Origin of the sequence: Halorubrum sp. Ea1 (assembly GCF_002252965.1) — an archaeon.
Taxonomy (GTDB): domain Archaea; phylum Halobacteriota; class Halobacteria; order Halobacteriales; family Haloferacaceae; genus Halorubrum.
In genome coordinates, this window is sequence record NZ_NHPG01000156.1 from 1 (window position 1) to 23,417 (window position 23,417).

At 57.4% G+C, this 23,417-nt stretch carries 20 protein-coding genes and 4 pseudogenes; 13 read left to right on the plus strand and 11 right to left on the minus strand.

Annotated elements, in window-relative coordinates; genetic code table 11:
• Positions 1–329: 329 nt before the first annotated feature.
• Both DJ73_RS21150 and DJ73_RS19970 read left to right on the plus strand, forming a co-directional pair.
• Positions 330–587, plus strand: a complete 258-nt coding sequence (locus DJ73_RS21150; RefSeq protein ID WP_254921716.1) for a VanZ family protein — start codon at positions 330–332, stop codon at positions 585–587.
• A gap of 122 nt (positions 588–709) precedes the next feature.
• A complete protein-coding gene (locus DJ73_RS19970) occupies positions 710–1,657 on the plus strand; it encodes a hypothetical protein (protein WP_141212996.1) in 948 nt (315 codons plus the stop codon).
• Positions 1,658–1,742: 85 nt separating this feature from the next.
• On the opposite strand, the pseudogene DJ73_RS21155 reads toward DJ73_RS19970, so the two are convergent.
• Both DJ73_RS21155 and DJ73_RS19285 read right to left on the minus strand, forming a co-directional pair.
• Positions 1,743–2,185, minus strand: a pseudogene (locus DJ73_RS21155) (RNA-guided endonuclease TnpB family protein); the annotation flags it as partial.
• A gap of 148 nt (positions 2,186–2,333) precedes the next feature.
• A complete protein-coding gene (locus DJ73_RS19285) occupies positions 2,334–3,158 on the minus strand; it encodes an IS5 family transposase (protein ID WP_094558785.1) in 825 nt (274 codons plus the stop codon).
• Between the two features lie 365 nt (positions 3,159–3,523).
• Here DJ73_RS19285 and DJ73_RS19290 point away from each other — a divergent pair, with 365 nt between their 5' ends.
• Positions 3,524–6,823 carry a CARDB domain-containing protein gene (locus DJ73_RS19290; protein ID WP_094558786.1) on the plus strand — a complete coding sequence of 1,100 codons (3,300 nt, stop codon included), beginning with the start codon at positions 3,524–3,526 and terminating at the stop codon, positions 6,821–6,823.
• Between the two features lie 504 nt (positions 6,824–7,327).
• Here DJ73_RS19290 and DJ73_RS19300 read toward each other — a convergent pair.
• On the minus strand, positions 7,328–8,155 hold the full coding sequence (locus DJ73_RS19300; protein WP_094558787.1) for an undecaprenyl-diphosphate phosphatase: 828 nt from the start codon (positions 8,153–8,155) through the stop codon (positions 7,328–7,330).
• A 454-nt stretch (positions 8,156–8,609) separates the two neighbouring features.
• The gene (locus DJ73_RS19305) at positions 8,610–9,788 is read right to left on the minus strand and encodes a tubulin/FtsZ family protein (protein WP_094558788.1); all 1,179 of its coding nucleotides are present in this window, start codon (positions 9,786–9,788) and stop codon (positions 8,610–8,612) included.
• 295 nt (positions 9,789–10,083) lie between these two features.
• Between DJ73_RS19305 and DJ73_RS19310 the strand changes: the two genes are divergently transcribed.
• Positions 10,084–10,566, plus strand: coding sequence for an aminoacyl-tRNA deacylase (locus tag DJ73_RS19310; protein ID WP_094558789.1), 483 nt, complete (start codon positions 10,084–10,086; stop codon positions 10,564–10,566).
• A gap of 259 nt (positions 10,567–10,825) precedes the next feature.
• Positions 10,826–11,008, plus strand: a complete 183-nt coding sequence (locus tag DJ73_RS21160; protein WP_254921717.1) for a hypothetical protein — start codon at positions 10,826–10,828, stop codon at positions 11,006–11,008.
• Positions 11,009–11,050: 42 nt separating this feature from the next.
• Here DJ73_RS21160 and DJ73_RS19320 read toward each other — a convergent pair.
• From DJ73_RS19320 to DJ73_RS19330, 3 genes and pseudogenes are all read right to left on the minus strand, one after another.
• Positions 11,051–11,323, minus strand: a pseudogene (locus DJ73_RS19320) (zinc ribbon domain-containing protein); the annotation flags it as partial.
• A 433-nt stretch (positions 11,324–11,756) separates the two neighbouring features.
• On the minus strand, positions 11,757–12,434 hold the full coding sequence (locus DJ73_RS19325) for a hypothetical protein (RefSeq protein WP_254921719.1): 678 nt from the start codon (positions 12,432–12,434) through the stop codon (positions 11,757–11,759).
• A gap of 79 nt (positions 12,435–12,513) precedes the next feature.
• Positions 12,514–13,608, minus strand: a complete 1,095-nt coding sequence (locus tag DJ73_RS19330; protein WP_094558790.1) for a DUF4330 domain-containing protein — start codon at positions 13,606–13,608, stop codon at positions 12,514–12,516.
• A gap of 1,228 nt (positions 13,609–14,836) precedes the next feature.
• Here DJ73_RS19330 and DJ73_RS19340 point away from each other — a divergent pair.
• Both DJ73_RS19340 and DJ73_RS21410 read left to right on the plus strand, forming a co-directional pair.
• The gene (locus DJ73_RS19340; RefSeq protein WP_094558791.1) at positions 14,837–15,406 is read left to right on the plus strand and encodes a hypothetical protein; all 570 of its coding nucleotides are present in this window, start codon (positions 14,837–14,839) and stop codon (positions 15,404–15,406) included.
• A complete protein-coding gene (locus DJ73_RS21410) occupies positions 15,403–15,849 on the plus strand; it encodes a hypothetical protein (RefSeq protein ID WP_094558792.1) in 447 nt (148 codons plus the stop codon). Before DJ73_RS19340 ends, DJ73_RS21410 begins: the two co-directional genes overlap by 4 nt.
• A gap of 259 nt (positions 15,850–16,108) precedes the next feature.
• Here DJ73_RS21410 and DJ73_RS19355 read toward each other — a convergent pair whose 3' ends face one another.
• A complete protein-coding gene (locus tag DJ73_RS19355) occupies positions 16,109–17,515 on the minus strand; it encodes an ATP-binding protein (RefSeq protein WP_094558793.1) in 1,407 nt (468 codons plus the stop codon).
• A 154-nt stretch (positions 17,516–17,669) separates the two neighbouring features.
• On the opposite strand from DJ73_RS19355, the gene DJ73_RS19360 reads away from it, so the two are divergent.
• The 5 genes from DJ73_RS19360 to DJ73_RS19380 all read left to right on the plus strand — a co-directional run bounded on the left by DJ73_RS19360 (position 17,670) and on the right by DJ73_RS19380 (position 20,058).
• On the plus strand, positions 17,670–17,813 hold the full coding sequence (locus tag DJ73_RS19360) for an NTP transferase domain-containing protein (protein WP_254921718.1): 144 nt from the start codon (positions 17,670–17,672) through the stop codon (positions 17,811–17,813).
• 55 nt (positions 17,814–17,868) lie between these two features.
• Positions 17,869–18,117, plus strand: a complete 249-nt coding sequence (locus DJ73_RS19365; protein WP_094558794.1) for a UPF0175 family protein — start codon at positions 17,869–17,871, stop codon at positions 18,115–18,117.
• The gene (locus DJ73_RS19370) at positions 18,114–18,593 is read left to right on the plus strand and encodes a DUF3368 domain-containing protein (RefSeq protein WP_094558795.1); all 480 of its coding nucleotides are present in this window, start codon (positions 18,114–18,116) and stop codon (positions 18,591–18,593) included. Before DJ73_RS19365 ends, DJ73_RS19370 begins: the two co-directional genes overlap by 4 nt.
• Positions 18,594–18,668: 75 nt before the next feature.
• A complete protein-coding gene (locus tag DJ73_RS19375) occupies positions 18,669–19,040 on the plus strand; it encodes an NTP transferase domain-containing protein (RefSeq protein WP_176451175.1) in 372 nt (123 codons plus the stop codon).
• 400 nt (positions 19,041–19,440) lie between these two features.
• Positions 19,441–20,058 (plus strand): glycosyltransferase family 2 protein, encoded by a 618-nt coding sequence (locus DJ73_RS19380; RefSeq protein ID WP_094558796.1) that lies wholly within the window; start codon positions 19,441–19,443, stop codon positions 20,056–20,058.
• 220 nt (positions 20,059–20,278) lie between these two features.
• Here the strand turns inward: DJ73_RS19380 and DJ73_RS19385 are convergent.
• Positions 20,279–20,524: pseudogene (locus tag DJ73_RS19385) on the minus strand (type II toxin-antitoxin system PemK/MazF family toxin); the annotation flags it as partial.
• Positions 20,525–20,736: 212 nt separating this feature from the next.
• On the opposite strand from DJ73_RS19385, the gene DJ73_RS19390 reads away from it, so the two are divergent.
• Positions 20,737–21,996, plus strand: coding sequence for an RNA-guided endonuclease TnpB family protein (locus tag DJ73_RS19390; protein ID WP_094558805.1), 1,260 nt, complete (start codon positions 20,737–20,739; stop codon positions 21,994–21,996).
• A 76-nt stretch (positions 21,997–22,072) separates the two neighbouring features.
• Here the strand turns inward: DJ73_RS19390 and DJ73_RS21165 are convergent.
• Positions 22,073–22,177 (minus strand): annotated as a pseudogene (locus DJ73_RS21165) (type II toxin-antitoxin system PemK/MazF family toxin); the annotation flags it as partial.
• Complete coding sequence (locus DJ73_RS19400) at positions 22,174–22,545, minus strand: helix-turn-helix domain-containing protein (RefSeq protein ID WP_094558797.1); 372 nt, start codon at positions 22,543–22,545, stop codon at positions 22,174–22,176. The gene DJ73_RS19400 and the pseudogene DJ73_RS21165, both read right to left, overlap by 4 nt.
• Between the last annotated feature and the right edge of the window lie 872 nt (positions 22,546–23,417).

Sequence of the window (23,417 nt, forward strand, 5' to 3'; positions counted from 1 at the left end):
TTAGCGTCTAAACACAGCCTGCGGCGAGTATTTATCGAAGCTATCAGTTATACAATATGAAGTCACAGACTTGCGGCTTGTATCCTAGTGATAGCAATAAACCCCTAAATACATACGCGTACAGCCAAGACCGCTCTACAGATGCGCCGACTCCGGCTTCCATTGATTCCCAATAGCATCCGGTGGAGTGCCGTGATCGCAGTTGCGGGAACCATTCTGTATTATTCAATCCAAGCAGGGCCGGGGACCCAAACGTTCGAGACGGGACCACTTGGACTAATCCCGTACTCCGACTGGCTGCATTTTTTGCCTACGCTTGTCTGGCAGTTATGTTTGCGTATGCGCTCCATGACTCACGCCTGTCGGAGTGGCAGGTGTTCCTTCTCGTGTTTGTATGTGCGGTTAGCTATGGGATGGCGATTGAGTTGTTACAGTCACGGCTCCCTTCGCGGACATTTGCGGTTGGGGATATAGGCGTTAATGCGACCGGGGCGGCCGTGGCTGTAGTCTGCTGGCGAGGACTCGTGCGGTACGTCCAGTTTTATCAGGCAGCGCGGCCAACTGATATTGAATCGCCAGTCAGCTAGGATCGGCACAGTCCCAGAAAATCGGTAGCAACTAGATATAAGAGCCACAGCGGTGTGGCCATGTCGAAAAAGTATATATCGGTTGTCAGCGTTAGTATAAACTGAGCGAACAGAATGTACAAATGATATCCCGTCTCACAGGCACAGAGGTAGCTAACACGTGCGGTGGGTTGCTCTGTGACGCTACAGAGACGATCGTCGCTTCATTCGAGCTCGTCTGGATACTCTCTGTTGGACTCACGATGCTGCTCGCGGTTGGGTACGTACAGGACGGCATTGAAACATGTCGAGAAGAACAAAAGCGTGTGATTTCTGAGCGAGACGCTTTCCAGACGTTTTTACGTCGTGTGCGGTCAGTTGAGCCGGTTAAGACTGATTCACCAACCCCAGCGTCTGTTGACACCAGTGGGACCTCGCATATATCATGTACAAATACGGCTCCGGGAGATGCCACATTCAAACACGTTCTATCAGCGTACGAAGAGACCGTCCGGTCAGTCCCGCATCACACAGAGTATGATGAAACGCTAGCTGAAAGTCTCGCTTCTGAGCTTGGTGAAGATATTGTTACGGCACTGGCCACAAATAAGATCCTTGTGCCAGCCACGCAGCGTGCACTGATTGAGCGCAGCCAGCAGGCGATCGAGAGCCGAACAACGCTTGCAAAGGCGATCACCACCGAGATCGACGCACTCACCGACGCACGAGTAGATCTCGACGCCATCGAACGACAACGGTATAATCTCCGTGCGCATCTTGACACCGTTGAGAGAAATCGGTCGGAAGCAGCGTTTGACGTGTGGTGTACACTAAACGACCTCAAAGCCGAGGCCGATGACATTGCACAGCGGCGACAAGAGACATTACAAACCACACCGACGGGAATAACCCCAACACCAACTGACGCGAGCGATGATGTTGATTTTTATGAGTACCTTCATGGGATAGAAGGGACCCCGCGCTATCCAGTACTATCGGCTGTTGCTACACTTGGATCAGCGATTCAAGCAGACCGAAAACAGATTGCTGGATACATGTCAATGCCCCTCGAATCAACTCCCCCACGGTAAGCGCCTCGGCGGTTTGAGGGTGGGAGTTGGCCCGCCAGTTCTGCCTCGAAAACCTTTGGGTGGGCGGTGACTCTGCACTCGGCGTCACAGTTCCAGACTTCAGGGCGAGCTGATTGTCATCTTTCGATCGGCGGAAGCCGATGTGTACAACGCAGTCGCCGTCACGGGCGGTGAGCGTATTTTCCGTGAGGCCCCACCCGTCGGAATCGATGTACTGTCGTTGGTAGCCATCGTCGGCGTCGGGAAAAGCAATCGGACATCGAACGCGGCTCTCCGTTGTGGAGAGCGACAGCGTCTCGTCGTCAAACATGGTCATCGTCCGTCTATCGCACTTTACCGTCGGAGCGCTGATCGTCGGTTGCTGACTTTCTTGCCTATCGAGCAGGGTTTGAGACAGCCGGTGATGGCTTGAACTGCTTGCTAGGTGGCGAGATCAGGGTGCTGACTCCCGGAGTCAATATGTTTGCGAACGTCGCCGTAAGCGAGGGGCCGTATGTCGATTTTTACGTTACACGTCACCCACGCCATGTCGGTGACGAGCTAGCACCCACGATTTCACTCGGAGATCGGCTCTTCGAGGAGGTCGCGTTGTTCGTCCGTAACCTCAAGACAAGTGACTGCCATCTGATGCAAGTAGTCCTCTACACTGCTGTGTTGAATAGATGCTGAGTCACGGTTACAGCGGTTCACACAGCGGTTCTATGTTTGTGATGGCGAACAGCAAGACGATTTCACGGAACTGCCGGTACCAGCCGAGCGCTCGCACGGCGTCGCCGAGCGAGCGCTTCGTTGTCGAGTACGATGTTTCGGCCATCCACCGCTGAGAGTAGCCGTTTGCTCGGCTGAGCGCGTTGTTCACGGCTGCTTTGGCTGACAAACCGCGATAATGAACGAGGTAATCGATGTCGTGTGCGGCAATTTCGTACTCGGTATGCCAGTCTTGGAAGCCGTTGTCGGCGGCGACGGACTGCAGGTCGTCCGGCGAAACGCCGACGACCTGCGGTCCGGTCTTCGTATCGTGCTTCCACCGCGCTGTGATGTGAACGTCAAGCACAGCCAGCGATTCCACATCAGTCAATGTCGTCACTTTCAGCGTCTGTATCGTCCGTCCTGCCCGCTGGCGAAAGTACGAGGACGCACGTCGCCGGTCGAAGAACGTGCTATCGAGCGCAGCGTGGCCGGACTGTGGGTGCTGCTGCGCGGAAACGCGCAGCAGCGCCCGCCATACCCACATTTTCAGCCGATCAAACGATTTGTAGATCGTGCTGTAGTCTGGGAGATCGTCTCGATCTAAGCCGAGGACGTTACGAATCTCAGCCATGTACTTCAGCCGATTCGGCGTTTCACGATAGCTGTGGCCGTCTTCGAGCCGAAAACAGTGTAGCACAACGTGTTTCCAGCGGGCAAACCCGCCGCTGGCGGGTTCGCCCGCGTGCTTTCCCAACGCTTGTTTGACTAGGCGACGACACTGTTCAGCGAAGTCGAGGAGATCGACTTCCATGGACAGATTCGATTTCCCCGGCTTCGTCGTTCTACCCCGTGATACTAGTCGATTAAATCGCTATTCAACACAGCAGAACCTCTCGCTCTCAAAGAATTTCGACAGAGCCTAGAGGTTAGGAGTTACAGTTTCCTAATTGTTACTATGATCGGAATTCGTGGAACAAGTCATGAAAATAGATTGCTGACTGTGACAACTATCTGGTACGCTTCTCTCCGTCCATCTTAACCAAAGACTTGGAGTTGCGAAGAGGCACCGGTGGCGTTGTTTCGGCGTCAAGAGCTTGAACCGACGTATTCGCTGTAAGGATATCTTAATTCAGATTGGGCGGCTATTACAATCCCTCTTGATTGGGTAGGAAACCTATGTCCGGCCGCAAAGGCGCTGCCATCTTGGTCTGTGCTATAATGAGTATTTCAGCGGTGACCCTCACAGGAGGTGTCGGCATAGGACTCTCCGCTGCCGCGACTAACGCTGAGTTTCAACTGACGGACGCCTCACTTGAGCAAACGGAGATCGTCGAGGGCGAGGCCGCCACGGTCACAACGACTGTCGAGAACGTCGGCAATGAGGCGGGAACATACAGGGCTGAACTTGAAAGCGATGCGGATGGTGTCATCGACACCAAAGACGTTGAGATTGGAGCCGAAGAGATGAGGGATGTCGACTTTACTCAGTCGTTCGAGACGACGGGAACGTACAATCTCAGCGTCAACGGAGAGTTTGCAGGCGCACTCACCGTCACAGAACCTGCATCAGCAGAGTTCGAAGTGACAGGCCTGACGCTGTCTGATAGCGTGATTTCTGTGGGAGACACGGTCACTGTGACAGCAGACATTACAAACACCGGTGATGCAGAGGGCACATATACTGCTGATCTTGCCGTTGATGGAACTGTCGAGGAGTCCAATTCCGTTGACGTCGACGCTGGCAGTACAGAGACAGTCAGCTTTATCCCTTCACTCGAAACGGCCGGTGACTACACGATCAGTGTCGGTGATGGGCCAACGCGAGATCTCACCGTCGTTGAACCAGCGCCGGCAAACATCTCTATCAGATCTGCAACGCTGTCAGAGACGACCATTGATCCAGATGAGTCGGTAACGGTCACAGCAACTGTCGAAAACGAGGGTGGGACTGCAGGCGAGATCACTGTCGATCTCGAAGTTGACGGAATAACGAGTAACTCCAAGACGCGCACCGTTGATGCCGGCGAACAGACGACTATCGATTTTACCCCGAACTTTGGGGAGGCGGGAACGTACGGCATTACCGTCAACGACGAATCGGCAGGTATCCTCACAGTTGCCGAACCCGCAACGTTTGAGCTGTCAAATGCATCGCTTGGTGATAACACCATCTTAGCGGGCGACACCGCCGCCGTGTCCGCTGAGGTAACAAATGTCGGCGGCGCTGAAGGAACATTTACTGCCAAATTCCGCGCGACCGGTCAAGATGGAATCCCCGAGACGGTCGATACGCGTTCGGTGACGCTTGCAGGCGATGAATCACAAACAGTCGAACTGCGCGGGACCTTTAAGCAGTCTGGCGAGTATGACGTACAGGTCAATCAGACGACTGCTGGGACACTGACAGTCGAATCACCGGCAAATCTAACAGTCACGGACGCGGAACTTGAGGAAGACGTTGTGGATGAGGGTGAAGGGGTTACGGTGAGCGCCACCATCAAGAACACGGGCGACCGTGAGGGCACGCTATCAGTTTCGGTAGCCGCCGATAAGGACGTCAAGACTACCGAAGAGGTGACTGTCGGCCCTGGAGAAAATGAACAGGGACGACTCACCTACACAACGACAGCCGCCGGCGAGTATGAAATCACAGTCAATGGGACGAGTGCCGGAACGCTTACTGTGATCCGGCCGGCGACGTTCCGAACGACAAATCCAGATATTGAGCCAGAAAGAGTATTTGAGGGCAACTCAACTAAGGTGACCGCAACCGTCGTGAACGTCGGGACCGAGCCAGGAACACACACTGCAACCTTGGTCGTCAATGACGAGGCAGTTGAGACTCAAAAGTTCGATATCGGTCCTGGCGACGACGAGACAGTTGTATTCTCACGGGCATTCAGTGAGGCAGCCGAGTACACAATCGCTGTGAACAACGAATCGGCCGGCACGCTTAGTGTACTCAAAGCCGCAAACGTCTCGATCAGTGACACCGCCCTTTCCGCCGAGACGATTACCGCTGGTGAGTCTGTCATGGTGACCGTCGAACTTGAAAATGACGGCGACGTTGAGGGTGAGTTCACGACACAACTTCGAGACAGCAACACCACGCTCGAAACCGACACCCGGGCGGTCGGTCCCGGTGCAAATGAGAGCGTCCGGTTCAATCGGACGTTCGAGACGACTGGCAAATACAATCTCACCGTTAACGATGACGCTGTCGACACCCTAGCCGTGCTTGAACCGGCCGATATCGCACTCGGGAAAACAACGCTTACTCCCGAATCAGTGGAGGTCAACGAGTCGGTTGAACTCAGTATTGAGCTGCAGAACGACGGCGAGGCTACGGGGCAACAAGAAGTCAATATTACGATGGGTGACGGTACTACTGTCCAACGTACGACCGACGTGCCCGACAACGGAACCACACTCACAATCAGTCACCCGTACAACGCCACCGGCGAGTACAGGGTCACAATCGACGATACAGCAGTCGGTAACGTCACGGTTGTCGAAGAGCAAGATAACGACGGATCAGGTGGCGGCGGTGGCGGCGGAGGCGGGAGCAGAGGAGGGTCGTCGGGTTCAGCAGGGTCGACTACGGCGAGCAATGCGGAGCCAACCGTGGTCCGGTCAGAGTCAGAGGAAGCTGTCACTGTCAGTGTCGACGACGCACCCGACGAGCGCTACGAGATGACCGTTGATCTTGTCGGTCCCTCGGACTCGCAGCCCGCGGTGTCGGTGTCCTCGGTCGGGATAGATCCAGCGGGTGACCCGGAGATGTACGAAACGACGATTGGACGACCAACGGCCGAGCCAGACGGCCCCGACCCCGTTTCTCACGGGATCGCCCTCGGATACATGGAGTTCAATTCGTCGCTAGGTGCAGCCAGCACAAGTGCGGCGACGCTCCACTTCACTGTCGACGAGGAAGAACTCCCGGATGGACTCAGTCCAGAGAATGTCGCCGTGCTATGGTATGCCGACGACGAGTGGACGATGGCGAACGTCACGCACAACGTGGACGGAGAGACGCATAGAGCGACCCTGCCACACGCGATGCCCGTAGCGGTTGTCGCAATGGAACCCGGACGCGTCAAAATTCTCGATGGTGTGCTGCCAGCCGAACAGGTTCGCGTGGGGTATGAGACAACGCTACGTACGACGGTTGTCAACCCCGGTGACCGGCCGGCGACCCGAAATATCACCGTTAGCATGAATGGCGAAGCCGTCACGGAACGGAAAGTGACACTCGATCCGGATGAAAATACAACCGTCCAGATCGAGTTCGAGCCAGCCGAAAGTGGAGCAGTATCGCTTGAGGGGACCGAGGTGGGCGAAATCACACTGTTCGGTGACAAAGATAACGACGCGACGTCGACAGACGCTGAGACGGACGATGACATTCCGGGATTCGGTGTGCCCGTCGCGGTGCTTGCCCTCCTCGTGACTGCACTAGCTGTCCGGAGGGGATGATCGTAACTGGGAGTAGAACACTGGTCAACTACCTCTCGTACGCGGAACGAACACCGTCAGGATGAGTGAAGGAGAGTTGGGCAGTTCAATTGGATTATTTGTCGTTTGAGAAGGAACTATCCGTTTGAGTCGAAGCGGTGATCGCGGTGTTCCGCAGTTACAGAGATGAGTATCAATACGTCAAGAAGCGCTGTGGCGATCAGCTTCGAATCGCTCGAATCGAGTCGGTCCAATATCCGATGGAACCAAAAGAGATCTATCAAGAGAGGTGTGATGGAATGTCCAGAGTTGCTGTTGGAACACCGGACTCACCCAGTAGAGATCCGGAAGGATCGCCCACCCACCGCCCGCTAACGGGAGCGTCCGATAATACCGCACAGCCGGCAACACGTACGTAATCGAGAAAATCGTTATCGCTGCTCCGACTGCGGATGTTGCTTAAACTGGCAATGAAAAGGATGACCGTCCAGCCAGCAGTCTGGAAGCCAGAAGAGGCGGCGTATTTCATACAACAACCGACACAATGCCCCCACCGACGATTGCGAACCCTCCAAGCCCGAAACAGACGGCCCAAAATGGAACTCGCTCAACGACCCGCATGAGCGCGTCGATCGTGAGGTATCCCACGACGGCGCTCACAGCGAGAGCGACGGCCGCAGCTGTGGGGCTAATCCCGGGGAGGCCACCAGCGCTAAGCAGTGTAAGGGCGGCAGCACCGAGACTCGCCGGGATCGAGAGCAGAAACGAGAGTCTGAAGGCAGCCGGTGGCTCGTAGCTGCGGAACAGAAAGGCACTGGTGGTCATCCCTGACCGCGAAATACCAGGGAGAATGGCGATACCTTGCACGGCGCCGACGAGAAGCGAGTCGGTGAGTGTTGGGGCCGTGTGTCCACCCATCGAGACGGATTCAGATGCGAGTTGAAGGATGCCGGTTGCAATGAGGAGAAGACCAATGGCGGCAATGAAGACGCCACCAGTGAGTTGGCCGGCGAGATCGACGACAAAGATGTAGAGGGGTATCCCGACGACACCTGTCATGATTGAGGCGACCACGATGTACGAGGTGATCGCGTTGTCGCCCTCGTAGGCTGCTCGGGGACGCCAGCCTGGCACCGCCGCGAGTGCCGTCCAGAGTTCGGCTCGATAATACGTCGCCGCCGAGAGGGTGGTGCCGACCTGCAAAAAGAGCGCGAGTTGGAGCGCAACCGCGGGGTCGGTGCCGACCAGCGTCAACACTAACGAGAGGTTCCCCTGGCTCGAGACGGGGAGCCACTCAACGATACCCTGTACAATACCGGCTAGAATCGCAATCAGCAGATCGGAGAGCGTCACTGTCTAAATTTGATTGGGTGGGTTACTTACTTGGCTCTGTTGAAAATTATAATGAGCACGACAGACGACTTTACCGCGGCCTGTACAACTGGGTATATCTGTTCTCAACATCAGCTAGACACGTAATTGAGCAGACTCAGGAGTCCGCTGCTCCTGAGCAGAGCAATATAACGCAACACACCAGCGAATACGCCCGACCCGGCCCCTGCAAGAAGGCTGAATTGGAAGGTGTTCCCGTTCATAAAAAAATTGGCTGTAAAAATACTCAGCGTGACGGTCCCAATAAACCAGTTGTGGAAGGCTCATTCCCAATCACCGGTGGACGATGTCGGCTGCGGGCCTGTTGGATGAGGTTTCTCACAAGGAGCAAAGGCGAAGGCAACGACATCAGTCGTAGGGCAGTGGCACGATATCAGGTTATGGTCAGTCCTCACGAGCGAACGCCTAAGCCCAATTAAAACAGAGACTCTAAATCATTGTCATCGCCAAGCAGATCTCGTCGCTTCCCCTCACTTTCATCGTCAATCTCGTCCATATTCTGTTGGGCTTCGATAGCCACTTGCTGAAGTTCTTTGACGCGAGGGACATTCGTGACACCTGCAAGTAAGACAACGGTGGCGACGACGCCACTGCCTCGCCGTGGATAGTCACCACCACGGACTTCCATCGAGCCGGTCTGTTCTTCAAGCCACTTGCGGCTATGCTCGATTCCTTTCCGATTGAGCAGTGGCCCCGCACCGGCGACCACGAGCAGTGCGCGTTCGGTGCCTTGGACCTCACAGGGAAGGATGAGTCTCCCGAGCGTCGCCTTCCGAACGAGGCTGGTGATCCGATTCGTGGTATCGGTACTGTCGAACAGCTCGGCATCTTTCCCGCCACCTGAGAGCCGCGAGAGGAGCCCCTTCCGCTTGGGCTCGTCAACAGCAGATTCTGCGTAGCCAAGCGTCGAAATGCCCCCGCCAGCCAGCGTGTTGATGATCTCCGAGGAGTCGACGACGCTCTCGGCGACTTCGTTGCCGGCTTGCATCTCACCGGCGCTAAACAACAGCCCGAACCGCTGGACAATCTGCTCGTTAATCGCTGCAAATCCTTCTGTGACGGATTCAGAGGTTTGCCGCCACGCATCATTGTCGAACACTAAGAGATTATCCACCTCGCGGACGAACGTCTGCAGCGACCGAGCCGCATTGAGCGTATAGATGCCACCTTCATCACTGCCCGGGAGGATCCCAAGCCCGTAGACGGGCTCCGTGTAGATCCGCTTGAGGTATTTGGCGATCACTGGTGCGCCACCAGAGCCCGTACCGCCGCCGAGGCCGGCAACGACGAGAAACGCATCAATCTCGTGGGACGGAACCATATCAAGCGCTCCCTGTATTTCGCCCAGATCGCGTTCAATGACCTCGGCGCCGAGTTCGTTGTCGGCGCCAACGCCGTGGCCTTTCACCTCGGCCTGGCCGACGAGGATCCGCCGATTCTCGGGGATGTGTTTCAAACCACGCAAGTCTGCTCGTGCGGTGTTGACGGCGACCGCACCGCGGACGATCTCCGCGCCGTGTGTTTTGTCGTACTCGATGAATTTGTCGACGATTTTCCCGCCAGCTTGGCCGACGCCGATGAGTGCGAGTTTCATTGGAGGAATGCGTCTGACACGTTCTTTGAACCATACTAACATAAAACCGGTCCATGAACGGGCAATAGAACACGCCAGCAACGGTCTACTGTGGCCATCAGCGACTGCGCCGTGAACCGATGAATGGCTGTAAAACACTCACAGCGTCGGGAGAACGCGCCCTCGTATGGACCAGATCCGTTGCCGTCGCACGGACACGTGACGAGCCAGCGAACTTGGAGCGGTAGCCGGTCACTACAGTCGAATTTTAAGATACACTCGCATTCAAGACGACATCAGACAATTTGTGGGTACAATGAAAGATACAGCGATTACGGCGTATCTCCGTGACCAGAAGATCGACTACACCGTGTTAGAACACGATACAGATGCGTTCACCTCAGAGAGCGCCGCTACAGTCCGCAACGTTCCACTCGCAGAAATGATCAAGTCAATGGTGTTTCTCGACGATCACCGCGACGTCGTCGTGGCGCTCGTACCCGCTGAACAGAAGGTTGATCTACGCGCACTCAAAGACACGGCGAACATTAGCAGCCTCAAATTCGCCGATGAGGTGACGATCGAAGACGAGCTCGGATACACTATCGGTGCCATTCCGCCCTTTTTCCCCAAGAATGACCCGCCAATCTACGTGGACACAGCGATCCTACAGAACGACACGGTCAATTTCAGCAGCGGGCGACCGGATGCAGGTATTGAGGTGTCTGTAAGCGACTTTCGGAAGATACTCTCGGCGTTCACCACTGAGACGGCATCGATCGGAACGGCAGGTGAATGATTACAGGCCAGCGACGGATTCCCACACCGCGGCTCTAAGCAAGGATACCAGCGATAATCCCAGTGAGTGAAATGACGCGTCAACGACCCACCACTATGCGACGGTCCATTCGATTGCCCTCTCGGCGGCTGTCGGTCTTGGCGTGATGGCACTGACAGTCGTCGTCAACGGCAGTCACAACAGTCTCGTGGCGTTGATCCCGACCACATACGCGGCGACGACGGCACTTGTGCTCGATAATATTGAAACAATCTGAACCATGCACAACAAGGGCAGCTCACGGAAGATCGGGATGCTCGGTGGAGGTATCGGCGCAGGAAGTACGACCGGCCTACTCCACCAGTCGTTCGCGGTGGGCATTCTGGGCTACGGGCTATTCGTCTTCGGGATGGCACTGGTCACCGCAGAGCTCAGCAGCCAGTTGACATCCTCCTCCGCGTGAACGCGGAGGAATCCCACGGCACCGTACCGCTGGATTGGGATACTAGGATTTGCAGTCTACCACTTGATCCTGCGGTTGGAATCCGCTGGACAAGTCATGAAGGTAGACTTCAGGCTATGCCAACCAGCCGGTACTCCTATCATCACCCGAACTGAACGGAGACTCAGAGTTACTTTGGTTCATGTCGAGACGGATGTTCTCCGCCCCATTCACGTCCGCATTGAACGCCGCATCGCATTCCTCGCAGACGTGCAACCCGCGTTCAACGCGCTGACTCTTGTCTTCTCTCCCACAGACACAACACGTCTTGCTCGTGTGTATATAACCGAGTAACTCCTCGTGGTGACGAGTTCAACTGAGCATCAGAACCGGTTCCCCAGGCGTGGGATCGATCAGAGTTAGCCAAAATATACGCGTTCGTGACCGTACAACACCGTACAACGAGACCTTGTATCGATTCGCCACCAAAATTGCACTCTCGAGATTCTGTTGAAATCTTCTTCGAATATACTCTCAGCTGAAATAGCCAATGTCGACTATTGGGTCCTGATACAGAGACCGCTTTCAAGAAAGTTACTTATTTCGGAGATAGCTGGACTGGCCGTGCGTCGGAGCAGCCCTATATGCTAGTGAATCAGTTATCCAAGCATCCGAACTCCTCGTTGCGGTGAACACTACTGGGAGTCACCAGTGAGAACAGTCACGTTTCGGGATCCACGATGAATGGCTAATCGTCGTCTGGAGCCACCTATTCAGCACCGTCGGACGAATCATCTACCCGCGAGTTAGGTCCGTCGGAATCAGCAGAGGGAGGCGTCTCGTCATTCGGTTGCTGGCGAGCGTCTGACTGTGCGGTCGCATCATCACCAGCTGCAGTATCCGGCGGGTCCGGTGGTTCCAGCGCGGCAATTGTGAGTGCGACGGGGCGGGTCTCACGTAGCGTGTCCCAGTCGCGGTCGTCCTGCATGGCGACCACCCCACCGATGGCGAGGCCGACGCCGACAGCTAGCTGCGTCATCGAGACGCCACCCACAAGGCCACCTCCGGCGACAGCGAGTCCTAGTGTCGCCATCATAAGTCCGCCCACACGAAGTGGCGCTGCACACGTCGCAGTGACGCCACGCTGGGCGATCCCGACAGCGCGCGAACCACCCGCAGCATCAAAAAGTTGGTCGACGGCCCAGTCGAGTAGACGCACGAACGGCCCGACAGTCCATGTCTCGCGTAGATCGATGACGATTACTTCCGGATCGGGCTCGGCGGTGAGCCACTGATACAGCGCCGAATGTCGCACCCACAACCCAACGCATGTGGTGGCCGCGCGAACGGCCGAAACGATGCGGGAGCCGGCCAGCGTGGCTGGAAGCTCATCGTCAGCCGACGATCCAGGCGTGTTCGATGCATCGGGCCCATCTGTCGCGCGCATGGTCACTTCGCGTGCACCTCCCTCGATGGACAAGAGGAGGGCAAATGTCGGGTGGCAACGGGGCGGGCGCCGTCGATCATTATCTGATACTCACAACTTCTGTCTCGATGATGCGCGTCCCAAGGTCGAGGGTAATGTTCGTGCCACCACGAAGCGGCTCGCCCTTGAACTGGACGCCCGTCGCTGTTTCTCGGACCTGGAGTTCCGCCGTGATCGTCACATCCCGATTAACCGGGTGATCAACGACGTTGACGCTGCCGTCTTCGCCCGTCGCGATGATGAGCGACGGCTCGGTCTCGACCGCGGTGATCTCCGCAACTGGATCGGTACTCGAGCCTTCGCTCATCCCCGGGCGGATGGCGTCCGCGGTGTCGGCACGCACCTCCGTCATCCGGAGCGTGACCTGTCGCGTCGACGTCTCTCCCAGCTGGAGGTTACCGTTTACACTCTCGATCTGGCCGTCGATCGTGTAGTCGGCAGCCGGGAGGGTGAGCGACTGCCCGCGCTGGAGCGGAACTCCGCCAAAGCGGGACTGACCACCCTCTCGGTGGGTGGCAAGCGTCGCCTCAACGAGCACACGCGTCTGGTCGGGGCTGTCCGTGGCGTACGTGGCGACTTCCTCAACGGTCGCGACCGTGCGCCCGGCAAGCCGAATCTCGTCGCCCGCAGTGACTTCAGTGGCGGTTTCGGCATCAAGCGTGTCACGAAGGATTACCTGTTGGCTGTCGCCGGCCAGCGTGTCTCTATCACCGACGTCCCGCACCTGGCCGCTCACTTCATACTGTGATGTTTCAATGGCCAGCGTTCGGCCGAGCCGTGGTGGAGCGTTCGCATACGTGATGGTGTCGTCGTCGGTCTCGCCTTGGAGTTCGGCGCGGAGTGTGACACCGATCTCGGTTCCGCGAGGGGTGAGGTGGACATCGGTGACCGTGAGCGTGGAGCTGTCGTCCGGTTCGTACATGTCGCCCTCGTTGATCGCCTCCACGATGTAGGCAGGCTGTGTCCCCAGATCGAGCGTGGCGTACGTTGTGTCAGTGTCCGGTTGGGGCGCCGGATCATCTGCAAGCACGAACGCCGCGCCCGCGACAACAACAGCAAGCACCACGAGCACTACGAGTGCGTCAACCACGTTGACGGCGCCAAAGAGATTGCCGTCATCATCGATTACCTCCATTGGGGACCACCCGAGCGTCGCATTATCTCGTGCAAATTGGGCGGGGAGTAAAACGATTCCCCTTTTGAGAGTATGCGGATTCGGTCGTGCGAGCCTTCGTGGATAGGTCAATGCCGCAGATGCGTAGTTAGCAATGTGTACGGAGCGTTGAACCGGTAGTCGGCCACGACCAGAGGCGGTGTTTCAATTGACGAATCGACACAACGGAATAGTGGACATTGACACGCTGGTGTCGGCAACCACTCCCCATTTCGTCTGTTCTTTGGAGCAGTATGCAGGTGAACCTGGTGAGGCACCCGCCGAGCCAGTCGGTCGGGTCGCCGAGGGATGGTCCAGACACACCCCTCAGTTCGTCTGTTATAAACAGATGTTCGGTACGTCTTCTCTCGAAGACGGATTTCCATCGGCTCCTCGGCGATCGCGAGGTAGAGCGATATTACACCGAGGAGGATTTCGCGCTCACCGTCAAGGACGCGTGAGAATGACGGTCGTCTCGAACAAATCAAGCGTCTTTGTCGACGGTTTTAAACAGGGAATTTCGATCCAGCTCAGAAAATCGGTAGCCATCATGCTCTCGTAGCTCTTCGACGTGAGTCGACAACTCTTCAGTCGTGGCGATTACGTCGCGGTGGATCGCCGCTCGTAACAGCAGTACGAGATCACAGACCTCCACGCCGAGTTGTTGGCCACGTGTGCCGGCGTGAGAGTCATCAGTCACGAGTAGAGCTCGCGTTGGGACGCGATGGCGAGGTACCGCACATCTGTCGAAGAGAGCACGTTATCGACGATGTCATCCGCCAGCTCGATTCAGCCCCCGTCGGAGTGGCGATTTCAAGCCAGCCTTCATTGTACGATTTGACCGCGTCGATGCGAGAGACAAACTCGTAGCCGTCAACTTCAGCACGGTCGAGTTCGTCGATAACTGCGGCGGTGTCTCAACGGTCTCAAACACCGACGGTAGCAGGTCCAACCGGTCGATCTTGCCAAGCGAACCCAAAATGGTGTTGTCAACAAGCGCCGTCCGCCGACTTACTTACGGAAACTCCCCAGTAGGTCCTCTCGGGAGGAGTCGTCCAGAAAGCCAGCGTCGCGGGGCGACCCCTGCTCGCACATGTGTTTGAGACGCCGATCGACACTAGGGTCAACGAGGTAGCCGTCGTCTCCTGTACTTGAAGTGGAATAATCCGTCCAAGAAAGTTTTATCACGTTTTGAGCCGCATGGTGGGATATGGAGAATCCGGGTTCGGATATCCAAGCCGACACCGACGAACGGGCGCCGAACTTTGACGCGCTGACCCCGCCGGAAGAGGTTGTCCGTGGTGATCGAACACGGGACGACTTTTTCGATGCCGTGCTTGGACTCGACGATCCGGCGACAGCCAGCGAGGTTGCCGAGCGTGCGGGACACGGGGTCGACGCCGCACGCGAATATTTGGACTGGTTCGAACGAATGGGCATCGTCACTCAGGTCACGGAATCACCGGCCACCTACGAACGGAATCAGGAGTATCTGAACTGGCGACGCGTCCAAACGCTCCGGCGTGAATACACGACCGAGGAGTTGCTTGCCCTGCTACAGTCGGAATCAGAGCGGGCGGACGCACTCGCAGTTGAATTTGACGCCGAGTCCCCGGCGGGCGTCTCGATCACGCAGTTTGCCGCAGCAAGCGACCAGTCAATCGAGGCGGTTTGGGAGCAACTCTCGTCGTGGCAAACCGCTCTGCGTCGTGTGTCCCTCTTGGAACGTGCGCTCACTTCTACGTCCGGCGAGGCTACAGATCGCGAATCCGCGGCATGACTGCCGGCGGCGAGGATGAGACGAGAGGTTCGATTTCCGGTGGGCCGATCGATTTCGACCGGCTAGCGGTCATTCGAGAGCGTTTCGCGACAGACGATCGGTTCACCGAAGTTGATGACCAGCCTAGCTTCGCGCCCGAACGGCTGGTCTGTCAGTACAATCGGCAACTCTACCCTGAGCGGGTTCGGAGCGCCCGTCTAGAGATTGTCTGGTTCGAAAACGGAGATTTCTCGCTCCATTATCACGAAACTCACGAGACGGGGGCGTTCGATCACCGGTGGGACAGACATCCGTCTGGGCACAACACTCGTGACCACATCCATCCGGGACCGGACGCACCGACACCGGGAGACAATACGACACACCCGACCGACTGGCGTGACGTCCTCTCGACGGTGCTGTCAGAGATCGAAGCCCGCCAACGTGGCTTCTGGACCCGATAGTTCCGTCGATGGGGGTAGGTGACCGGCGTGTGGGGTCTCGCGTATGGACGCGGTGACCCCGGCTGCCGGGCGAGGCAGTCGACTCGGCGAGCTGACGACAGACCGACCGAAGGGGCTCGTCGACGTGGCGAGATGACCCGTCCTCGCGCACATCTTCGAGACGGCGGTCAACGTCGGGGGCGACGAGCTGGTCGTGATCGTCGGGCACGAGGCGGGTCGGATCGTTGACCGGTTCGGCGACGCTTTCGAGATGAAAACATCACTCAGACAGTGCGTCAACGACATCAGCAACAGTAAACAAACCGAGGTCGTCCCTCTCGTCGGCTGCTTCCTCCAGTGACGACGCGAACCCGCTTCGGCTGAATAGTGCGTACTCGTAGTTCACGTCGCCGTCGGTCGGCGACCACTCGATCTCGGGCGCCTCCTGTTCGAGCTGTGCGAGAACATCGTACCCCAGCGGTTGCTGCTGGAACTTCGCTTCCCCGACCAGTAACGTGTCGCCGTTCGTCGGGGCCACGATATCGATCTCGCGTCCGTCGGTGTCCCACCACTGACCTGGCGATTCCGTGAACGTGTACACGTCCCCGTACTCGTAGAGAACTGCCCGCTGGCAGAGGCGTTCGAATGACGAACTGACGAAGTCCGGGAGATGTGGTTCGACGAGTTCGTCGTACGCATCCGCCCCGAACACTTCGTAGCGGGACGAACGACCGTGGACGAACCGGAACCAGAACGCGAACAGTTGGTCCCGGATTCGATACCGGCTGTTCCGACTCCGGGAGGGATCAACGGTGACTGGGTACTCCTGCTCGATTATCTGGAGCTCCCGCAGGCGAGAGAGATAGTAACTCGCACTGTTGGCGTTGATGCCGGCAGCCTGAACGATCTCGTTTCGCTTGTGGTTCCCCTCCGCCATCGCTTTCAGAACGGCGAAATACCGATCCACCTCGTCCAGTTCCCGGTACAGAACGTCTTCGGGCTCCTCGTGGAGGCCGCCATCACGGAGCAGCAAGGTTTCTGTAATATTCCCTTTGAGTGACTGCGTGTCGTCTACAGCCCGGAGGTATTCCGGCGTCCCTCCGAAGATACCGTATGCGATCACCTGCTCAGCCGGCGCGTAGTTCGGGAAAAAGGTCATTGCGGCACCGAACGGTAACGGGCCGATCTCGAGTTTCCCGTTCGGTCGTTTCGAGATCCGGCCATACAGTGGTGAACTTCCGTCGATCGCGATCTCGTGTATCATCCCGATCGCCGAGCCAGTCAGCACGAAGGTCGTTCCCGTATCGGCGACGTTGTGATCCCAGAGCCGCTGGATGAGAGAGGGGAGCGCTTCGTTTCCGTCTACGAGATACGGGAACTCGTCGAGGATCACGATCGCATCCTGTTCGGCGAGATGCGTGAGAACGTTCTCCCAGTCTTTCCGAATCCGGTTGATCCCCGGAAACACCGTTGCAGCATCAGCGATAAATGAATCGAGTTGCTGCTCCGTCGTCCCGTGTACAGCCTGATGGTACACCGCGTCATCACGATCTTCGATGGATTTGACGACGAGTGCTGTCTTCCCCATCCGCCGACGTCCGTAGACGACGCTCAACTCCGCGGAATCACTTTTGTACAGCTCATGGAGTCTGTCGAGTTCCCGTTCTCGGTTGACGAACGTGGGCATATGCTCACCGTCGGCTCCCCGGTACATAAAACGCGCAGATAACGTAGTTTAGACTATCGTAGTTTGAACTACTGTAGTCTGGACTACTATAGCTGAGAATATATGATTAGGGCTGACCAACGGATTGAGATTGGTGGTGCGTGCGAGTGTTGGTATGGACGCGGTCATCCCCGCCGCAGGCCGAGGGAGTCGACCCGGCGAGCTGACGGCGGAGCGACCGAAAGGGCTCGTCGACGTGGCGGGGCGACCCGTCCTCGCGCACGTCTTCGAGACGGCGTCAGGACAACAAGCGTCGTGACCGAAACGAGTGGACGAGCGGCGTTACTAAGTAGCACGGCGCCGGATCTAAAGACATGAGCAGCATCGATCTCCCGTCGGACGTGTTGGACGCGATCGCGGCACCGCCAGAGGATCGCGAACCGATCGTCCGGCAGGAGCTCGCGGTGTCGCTGTACCGGGAGAGATATCTGTCCTTCGGAAAGGCACGAGAGCTAGCCGGTCTTTCGAAGGCGGCATTCCATCGGCTCCTCGGAGAACGCGGGGTAGAGCGACACTACACCGAGGAGGATCTCGTGATCGACGTTGAGTACGCGCGAGAATGACGGTCGTCTCGAACACGTCACCGCTGTTGAATCTAGCACTCATCGAACGCCTTCACCTGATCGACGCCCAGTTCGGTGAGGTGGTCGTTCCGGCGACGGTCTGGAACGAGCTCACAGCCGGGTTCGACGGCCACGACCGCATCGAAGCGTTCCGCGATCAGGGTGGGATTCGAGTCGTGTCGCCGGAGCCAACCGACCTCCGAATCGAGTTTGAGCGGGAACTCGATCGCGGCGAGGCCGCGGCCATCGCGTACGCCGTCGACATCGACGCGGACCGGGTACTCATCGACGAGCGTGAAGGCCGGGCGACCGCCACGCGTCACGACGTACCGGTGACCGGCGTTGTCGGGATCCTCCTCCGTGCGTCCGACCGGGGAGATGTCGACCTCGAAATGGAACTCGACGCGCTCCGCGAGGCGGGCTTTTGGATATCGGACGCGCTGTACGACCGCGCGCTCAAGATTGACACTGGGTGAGCACGGTCGCTCCCGGCTAAGACGCAGGTCGACAATAGGGACAACGTTGAAACGCCCACGCGTGGCGTCTCGCGTATGGACGCGATCATCCCCGCCGCCGAGCGCGGCAGTCGGCTCGGCAAGCTGACCGACGACCGACAGAAGGGGCTCGGCGACGTGGCGGGGCGACCCCTCCTCGCGCACGTCTTTGAGACGGCAGTCGAGGCGGGGGTCGATGAGCTGGTCGTGGTCGTCGGCTACGAGGCAGGCAAATCTTCGGCCGGTTCGGCGACGCCTTTGAGCGGACTCCTCTTACGTACGATCTACCAGCGCGAGCGGCTGGGACTCGGGCATGCGGTGTTGCCAGTTGTTCGAAACGAAGATTCTCGCAGATACGTCAAACCGGTGAACGACACCACCGATCGCTCAGATGGCTTTTTATCATACCTCATGGCGTCAGCACAGTAGCTCACAGGCCAGCCAGCAGATCGCACAAGAACCCACGAATTGAGTCGTTTGAGGGGGGGGTTTACACAGAATATCCGATTAGGGGGTCAATTAGCGGGTTGTAACGTATGTAGAACTTAGATGAGTGGGATATTGCTGAAAATCGCATGACGTAGGACCGTTACCGGGTTCAGATACGACTGATAATAGTAATAATAAGAACAACTCACGACAGTTGTGAGTACCGTATCGATACCTCCCAGCACGGAGGCGCGTCTACCCACAACCACGGTGGACAGATCAGCATACTACCACTGAGAGCTACTGCTGAGCGCTACGACTGCTCACTGCTACCGTTCCCATGGTTCGCAACTCACCGGACAGACAAAGTGCTGGGTACACCGAGCGTTGAGTAGCACCTATGCCAGCGACCCCGGTCGTCGTCCCAGCGTACAACGAGGCAGGCCGGATTGGCACGACGGTTACAGAACTCCCGGATGAGCACTCAGTGTTGGTGGTTGATGATGGCTCCACAGATGCCACTGTCTCGGAGGCTCGATCCGCAGGCGCAACTGTCGTCGAACAGCCACACAATAAGGAGTACATTGCCGCGTTAAAGCGAGGGTTTCGCGAAGCCAGCACCGACATCATCGTGACGTTCGATGCCGATGGAGAACACCGACCGAGCGACATCAAGAAACTCACCAGGCCGATCGCCGCCGACAAATTGGATCTCGTGTTGGGCGCGCGCTCGACAATCCCCCGACCGTCAGAACGACTGCTGAACAAGTTGACCCAACTCCGGCTTGACGTCCAGGATTCGGGCACTGGCCTCAGGGCGCTTCGCCGATCGCTGGCCGTGGATCTTGCACTCGACACCGCATGTACGTGTGGCACCTTCGTGTTGGAAGCCGCAGCACGCGGCGCACGAATCGGTGACGTCCCAATTAAAACGCGCTCCGTCCAGAAGCCGCGCGGGATTGCCTGGAAGCATGGGGCCCAGTTGTTTCACGTCCTTCGGTACCTGCTCTTTTCATAAACTACCTAATCAGGAGTTTGAGCTCTAGGTGGACCCCCCAGGTCGGATTCGAGACTTCCGATGGTCACTGTGTCTCTCTCAACCACCTCATCCACTGGGGACTCGCATACGGTTTCTCCTCGCCGGGCTCTGGTTCGATCGCGGCGTGGACGGAGTGATCCCTTCTGTGAACAGACTCCGTCGTTGGTAGTTGGCTCCCACCCGGTTCCCGATCGGTCGGCTACTGTAGCTCTCCGACGAGGGCGGCAACCGCTTCGTCGACACGGTCGCTCTCCACCCGGCCCTGCCAGAAGTCGATATCTTCGATGTCGATCGATTGGACGCCCCATGGAACGATTCGACTCTCGTCGGGTGTCCCACCACGCAGCCAACTCTCCTCGGGAATTTCGATCAGCCCGTCCATCCAGGATTTCGTCGTCAACGTCAGCGCGATATACTGCTCGCCGTGGAACGGACGGGTTTCGTGATAGAGATACGAGCGCATACCCCCGCCTTGCCGTGAGTGACGAGTGTTCCGACACTGTGTCGGAACCGAGGAACGAACAGGCGGGGGTCGAGCGGACATCATAGTGTGACAAGCCACCGTTCTATTGTAGTGCCGGATTTCCCACGGGTTCACTTCCACTCCGGATGGCTGAGATATATATCTGCCACAACCAAAATCTTCGTACGGCGACGATGGGCGAACTCACAAAAACCCTCGAACTGAAGCTTGTGGACCCGAACCTCCATAAGCGACAGAAACTTCGTGAGACACGCGATGCCTATCAACGGGCGCTTCAGGCCGCCTTTGACACTGGTTGTGACACGCAGTCAGCAACCAACGATGTGGTTGTCGAGTACGACCTGAGCGGCTACGCGAAAAATGCCCTCAAGAAGTACGTCCCACAACTCTGTGGGAACAGCTACGACGCCAACGAGATCCACGACGACCACCCGGTGCGGTTCACAAACGAGGGCCTACAACTCGACCACCAGCCACAGAACGCTATCGAGTGGTACGTCAAAATCCCGCACCACAAGGATTACCACCTCTGGATACCGGCACGCGCCAATCCCGACCAGCGGGATTGGATTGAAGCGTTGTACGCAGACGACGCCGAGATGGGTGAAAGTCGGCTGTTTGAGCGGGACGGAACGTGGTATCTCCACGTCACCGTTACCTGCGACGTGGAGGACGAATCTGAAGCGTCCGCCGACAAGTGGACGCCGATTGGTGTGGACCTCGGAGAAGCGAGCCTCGTCACGGTGTGTCACCGCGACGGCTCCGGTTCTCCGGTTCGCCCCCGCCTGTGGGCCGCCGACGGCAAAGCCGTTCGTCGGCTCCGAAAAACCTACTTCACCGCCACAAGACGGCTTCAGAAGCGTGGTAGTGAGCGAATCGCAGAGTCCTACGGTGACGCACTGTGGGACCAGATTGACGACGTTTTTCACCGTGTGACCAGCGAGGTCGTGGACTACGCCGAGTCCGTCGACAACCCAGTGTTGGTGCTGGAAGACCTGAGGTACATCCGCGAGAACATGGACAACGGTGAGTACATGAATCGGCGGTTACACGGGTGGGGCTTTGCCAAGCTCCACGCACAGATTCGCTACAAAGCCGCCGAGAAGGGGGTTCCCGTTGAGACGGTGAATCCCCGGAACACGTCGAAAGCGTGCCACGCCTGCGGTGAACACGGCTACCGGCCACGACAGGCGACGTTTAGATGCTCGAACGACGGCTGTTGGGTCGGTGAGTATCAAGCCGACGTGAACGGGGCGATAAACATTGCAGACCGCTACCGTAGTGGAGAGAGTCACCGCCGAAGCGACCGGACTTCCCGGCAGAAGCCTGGTGACGATGACTCGGCTACGGGTGGGGCCTCTTTGACCGGGCCACAAGACAGCCAAGCCGATGCTGAAACCCAGCAGACGACGCTTGGAACGTATGCGTCTTGAAACCAACAGGCCGCTTCGCTCGGCCTGAAATCCCGTGGTGGGATTCCTCCGCGTTCACGCGGAGGAGGAGGTCAATGGAGAGAATGAGCCACGGTCGGGCATCATCCTCGTCTTTGAACGGGTCATCACCGTAGACTACGTCGCCCCGCTCAAAAATTGGGGTTGCGTTCTCGTCAGTCACTGCTCGCTTTCCACACTCGGATGTGGCTCGTTGGGGGCGTGTTCGCGCCACGACTCCTTGTCTTCGTCACCGAGTTGCTCGTTGAACAGAGCGGTCGCCCGTTCGTAGCCGCTATACCCGCCTAGTCGATCGTTGTCGTCAGTTACGGCCCAGTACGTTGCCTTGTGGTCGACCAAATCCCGATCCTTCAGCCGCGAGAGCGCAGTGCTGACAGCGCCTTCGTCAATGCCGATCTGGGAGGCGATTTCCTGCGCTTTGAACGCACGATCGTCGTGGGCAGCGAGAAACCCGAGAACCTGATCCGGGACAGAAAGGTCTTCGAGTTCATCCTCGCTCGTGTTCTCGAAGGTGTCTCGGTCGATGGACATCTTAGACTAAGATACGCCACCCACTGTGAAGAGTGTTAAGACTGAAAGCATTGAAGCCTTCGAAGACAATGATACAACACTGTCAGCGAGTAGAATTGACTTCATCCCACGCGTTAAGATGCGGGTATACAGTTGAACCATATATCACCGAAGTGTTTCGCCTGTGTGTGCCGGTCTGCTCAACAGAGATACACCAACGTCTCCAAGTTGATTTTGGAAGGTGGATTGGAGTGGATGCTGGTAGTTAGTTAGGCCGGTGGAGAGGTAACCAAGCAGGTGGCTACCTCAGTATAATGAACAGGAGTCAGTAGAAGACTCGGTAGCGGTTCACGGACGCTGCTAGTTATAAAAAGAACTCTGACATATTTTGCGAGCAGGTGAGGGTAGCCTGTTCACAGCAGAAAGTGGATCTACTCACCATGGCTCCGCCCCGAAGGTGGTTCCGCTGGTCTCTCAACTCCCGTCAGTGGGAGGGTTATTATTACTATTATCAGTCGGACTCGTGGCCCCATCATGGCCGCGACGTCTTGTGATTAGCCCCCTCATTAGCCCCCTGATACCCCTCATTCACGACCTGGCCCACTCATCTGACCCACTCATTCACAAAATCCGCTCGAAAGCGGCGACGTCTGCGACAACAAACACACCAATCGACTTGTTGAGCGCCGATCGGAGATGACCAAATATATACAACTAATCAGACATATCGGCGGCAACGCCTCTGGGTTGTGGAGGGGACACTATCCATCATGTAGGGGCTACATCACCCGCCGCGTGGAGGTCACACCATCCGCCGCGTGGAGGAGACACTACCCGCCACGCGGAGGTCACACCATCCGCCGCGTAGAGGCCACACCACCCGTCGCATGGAT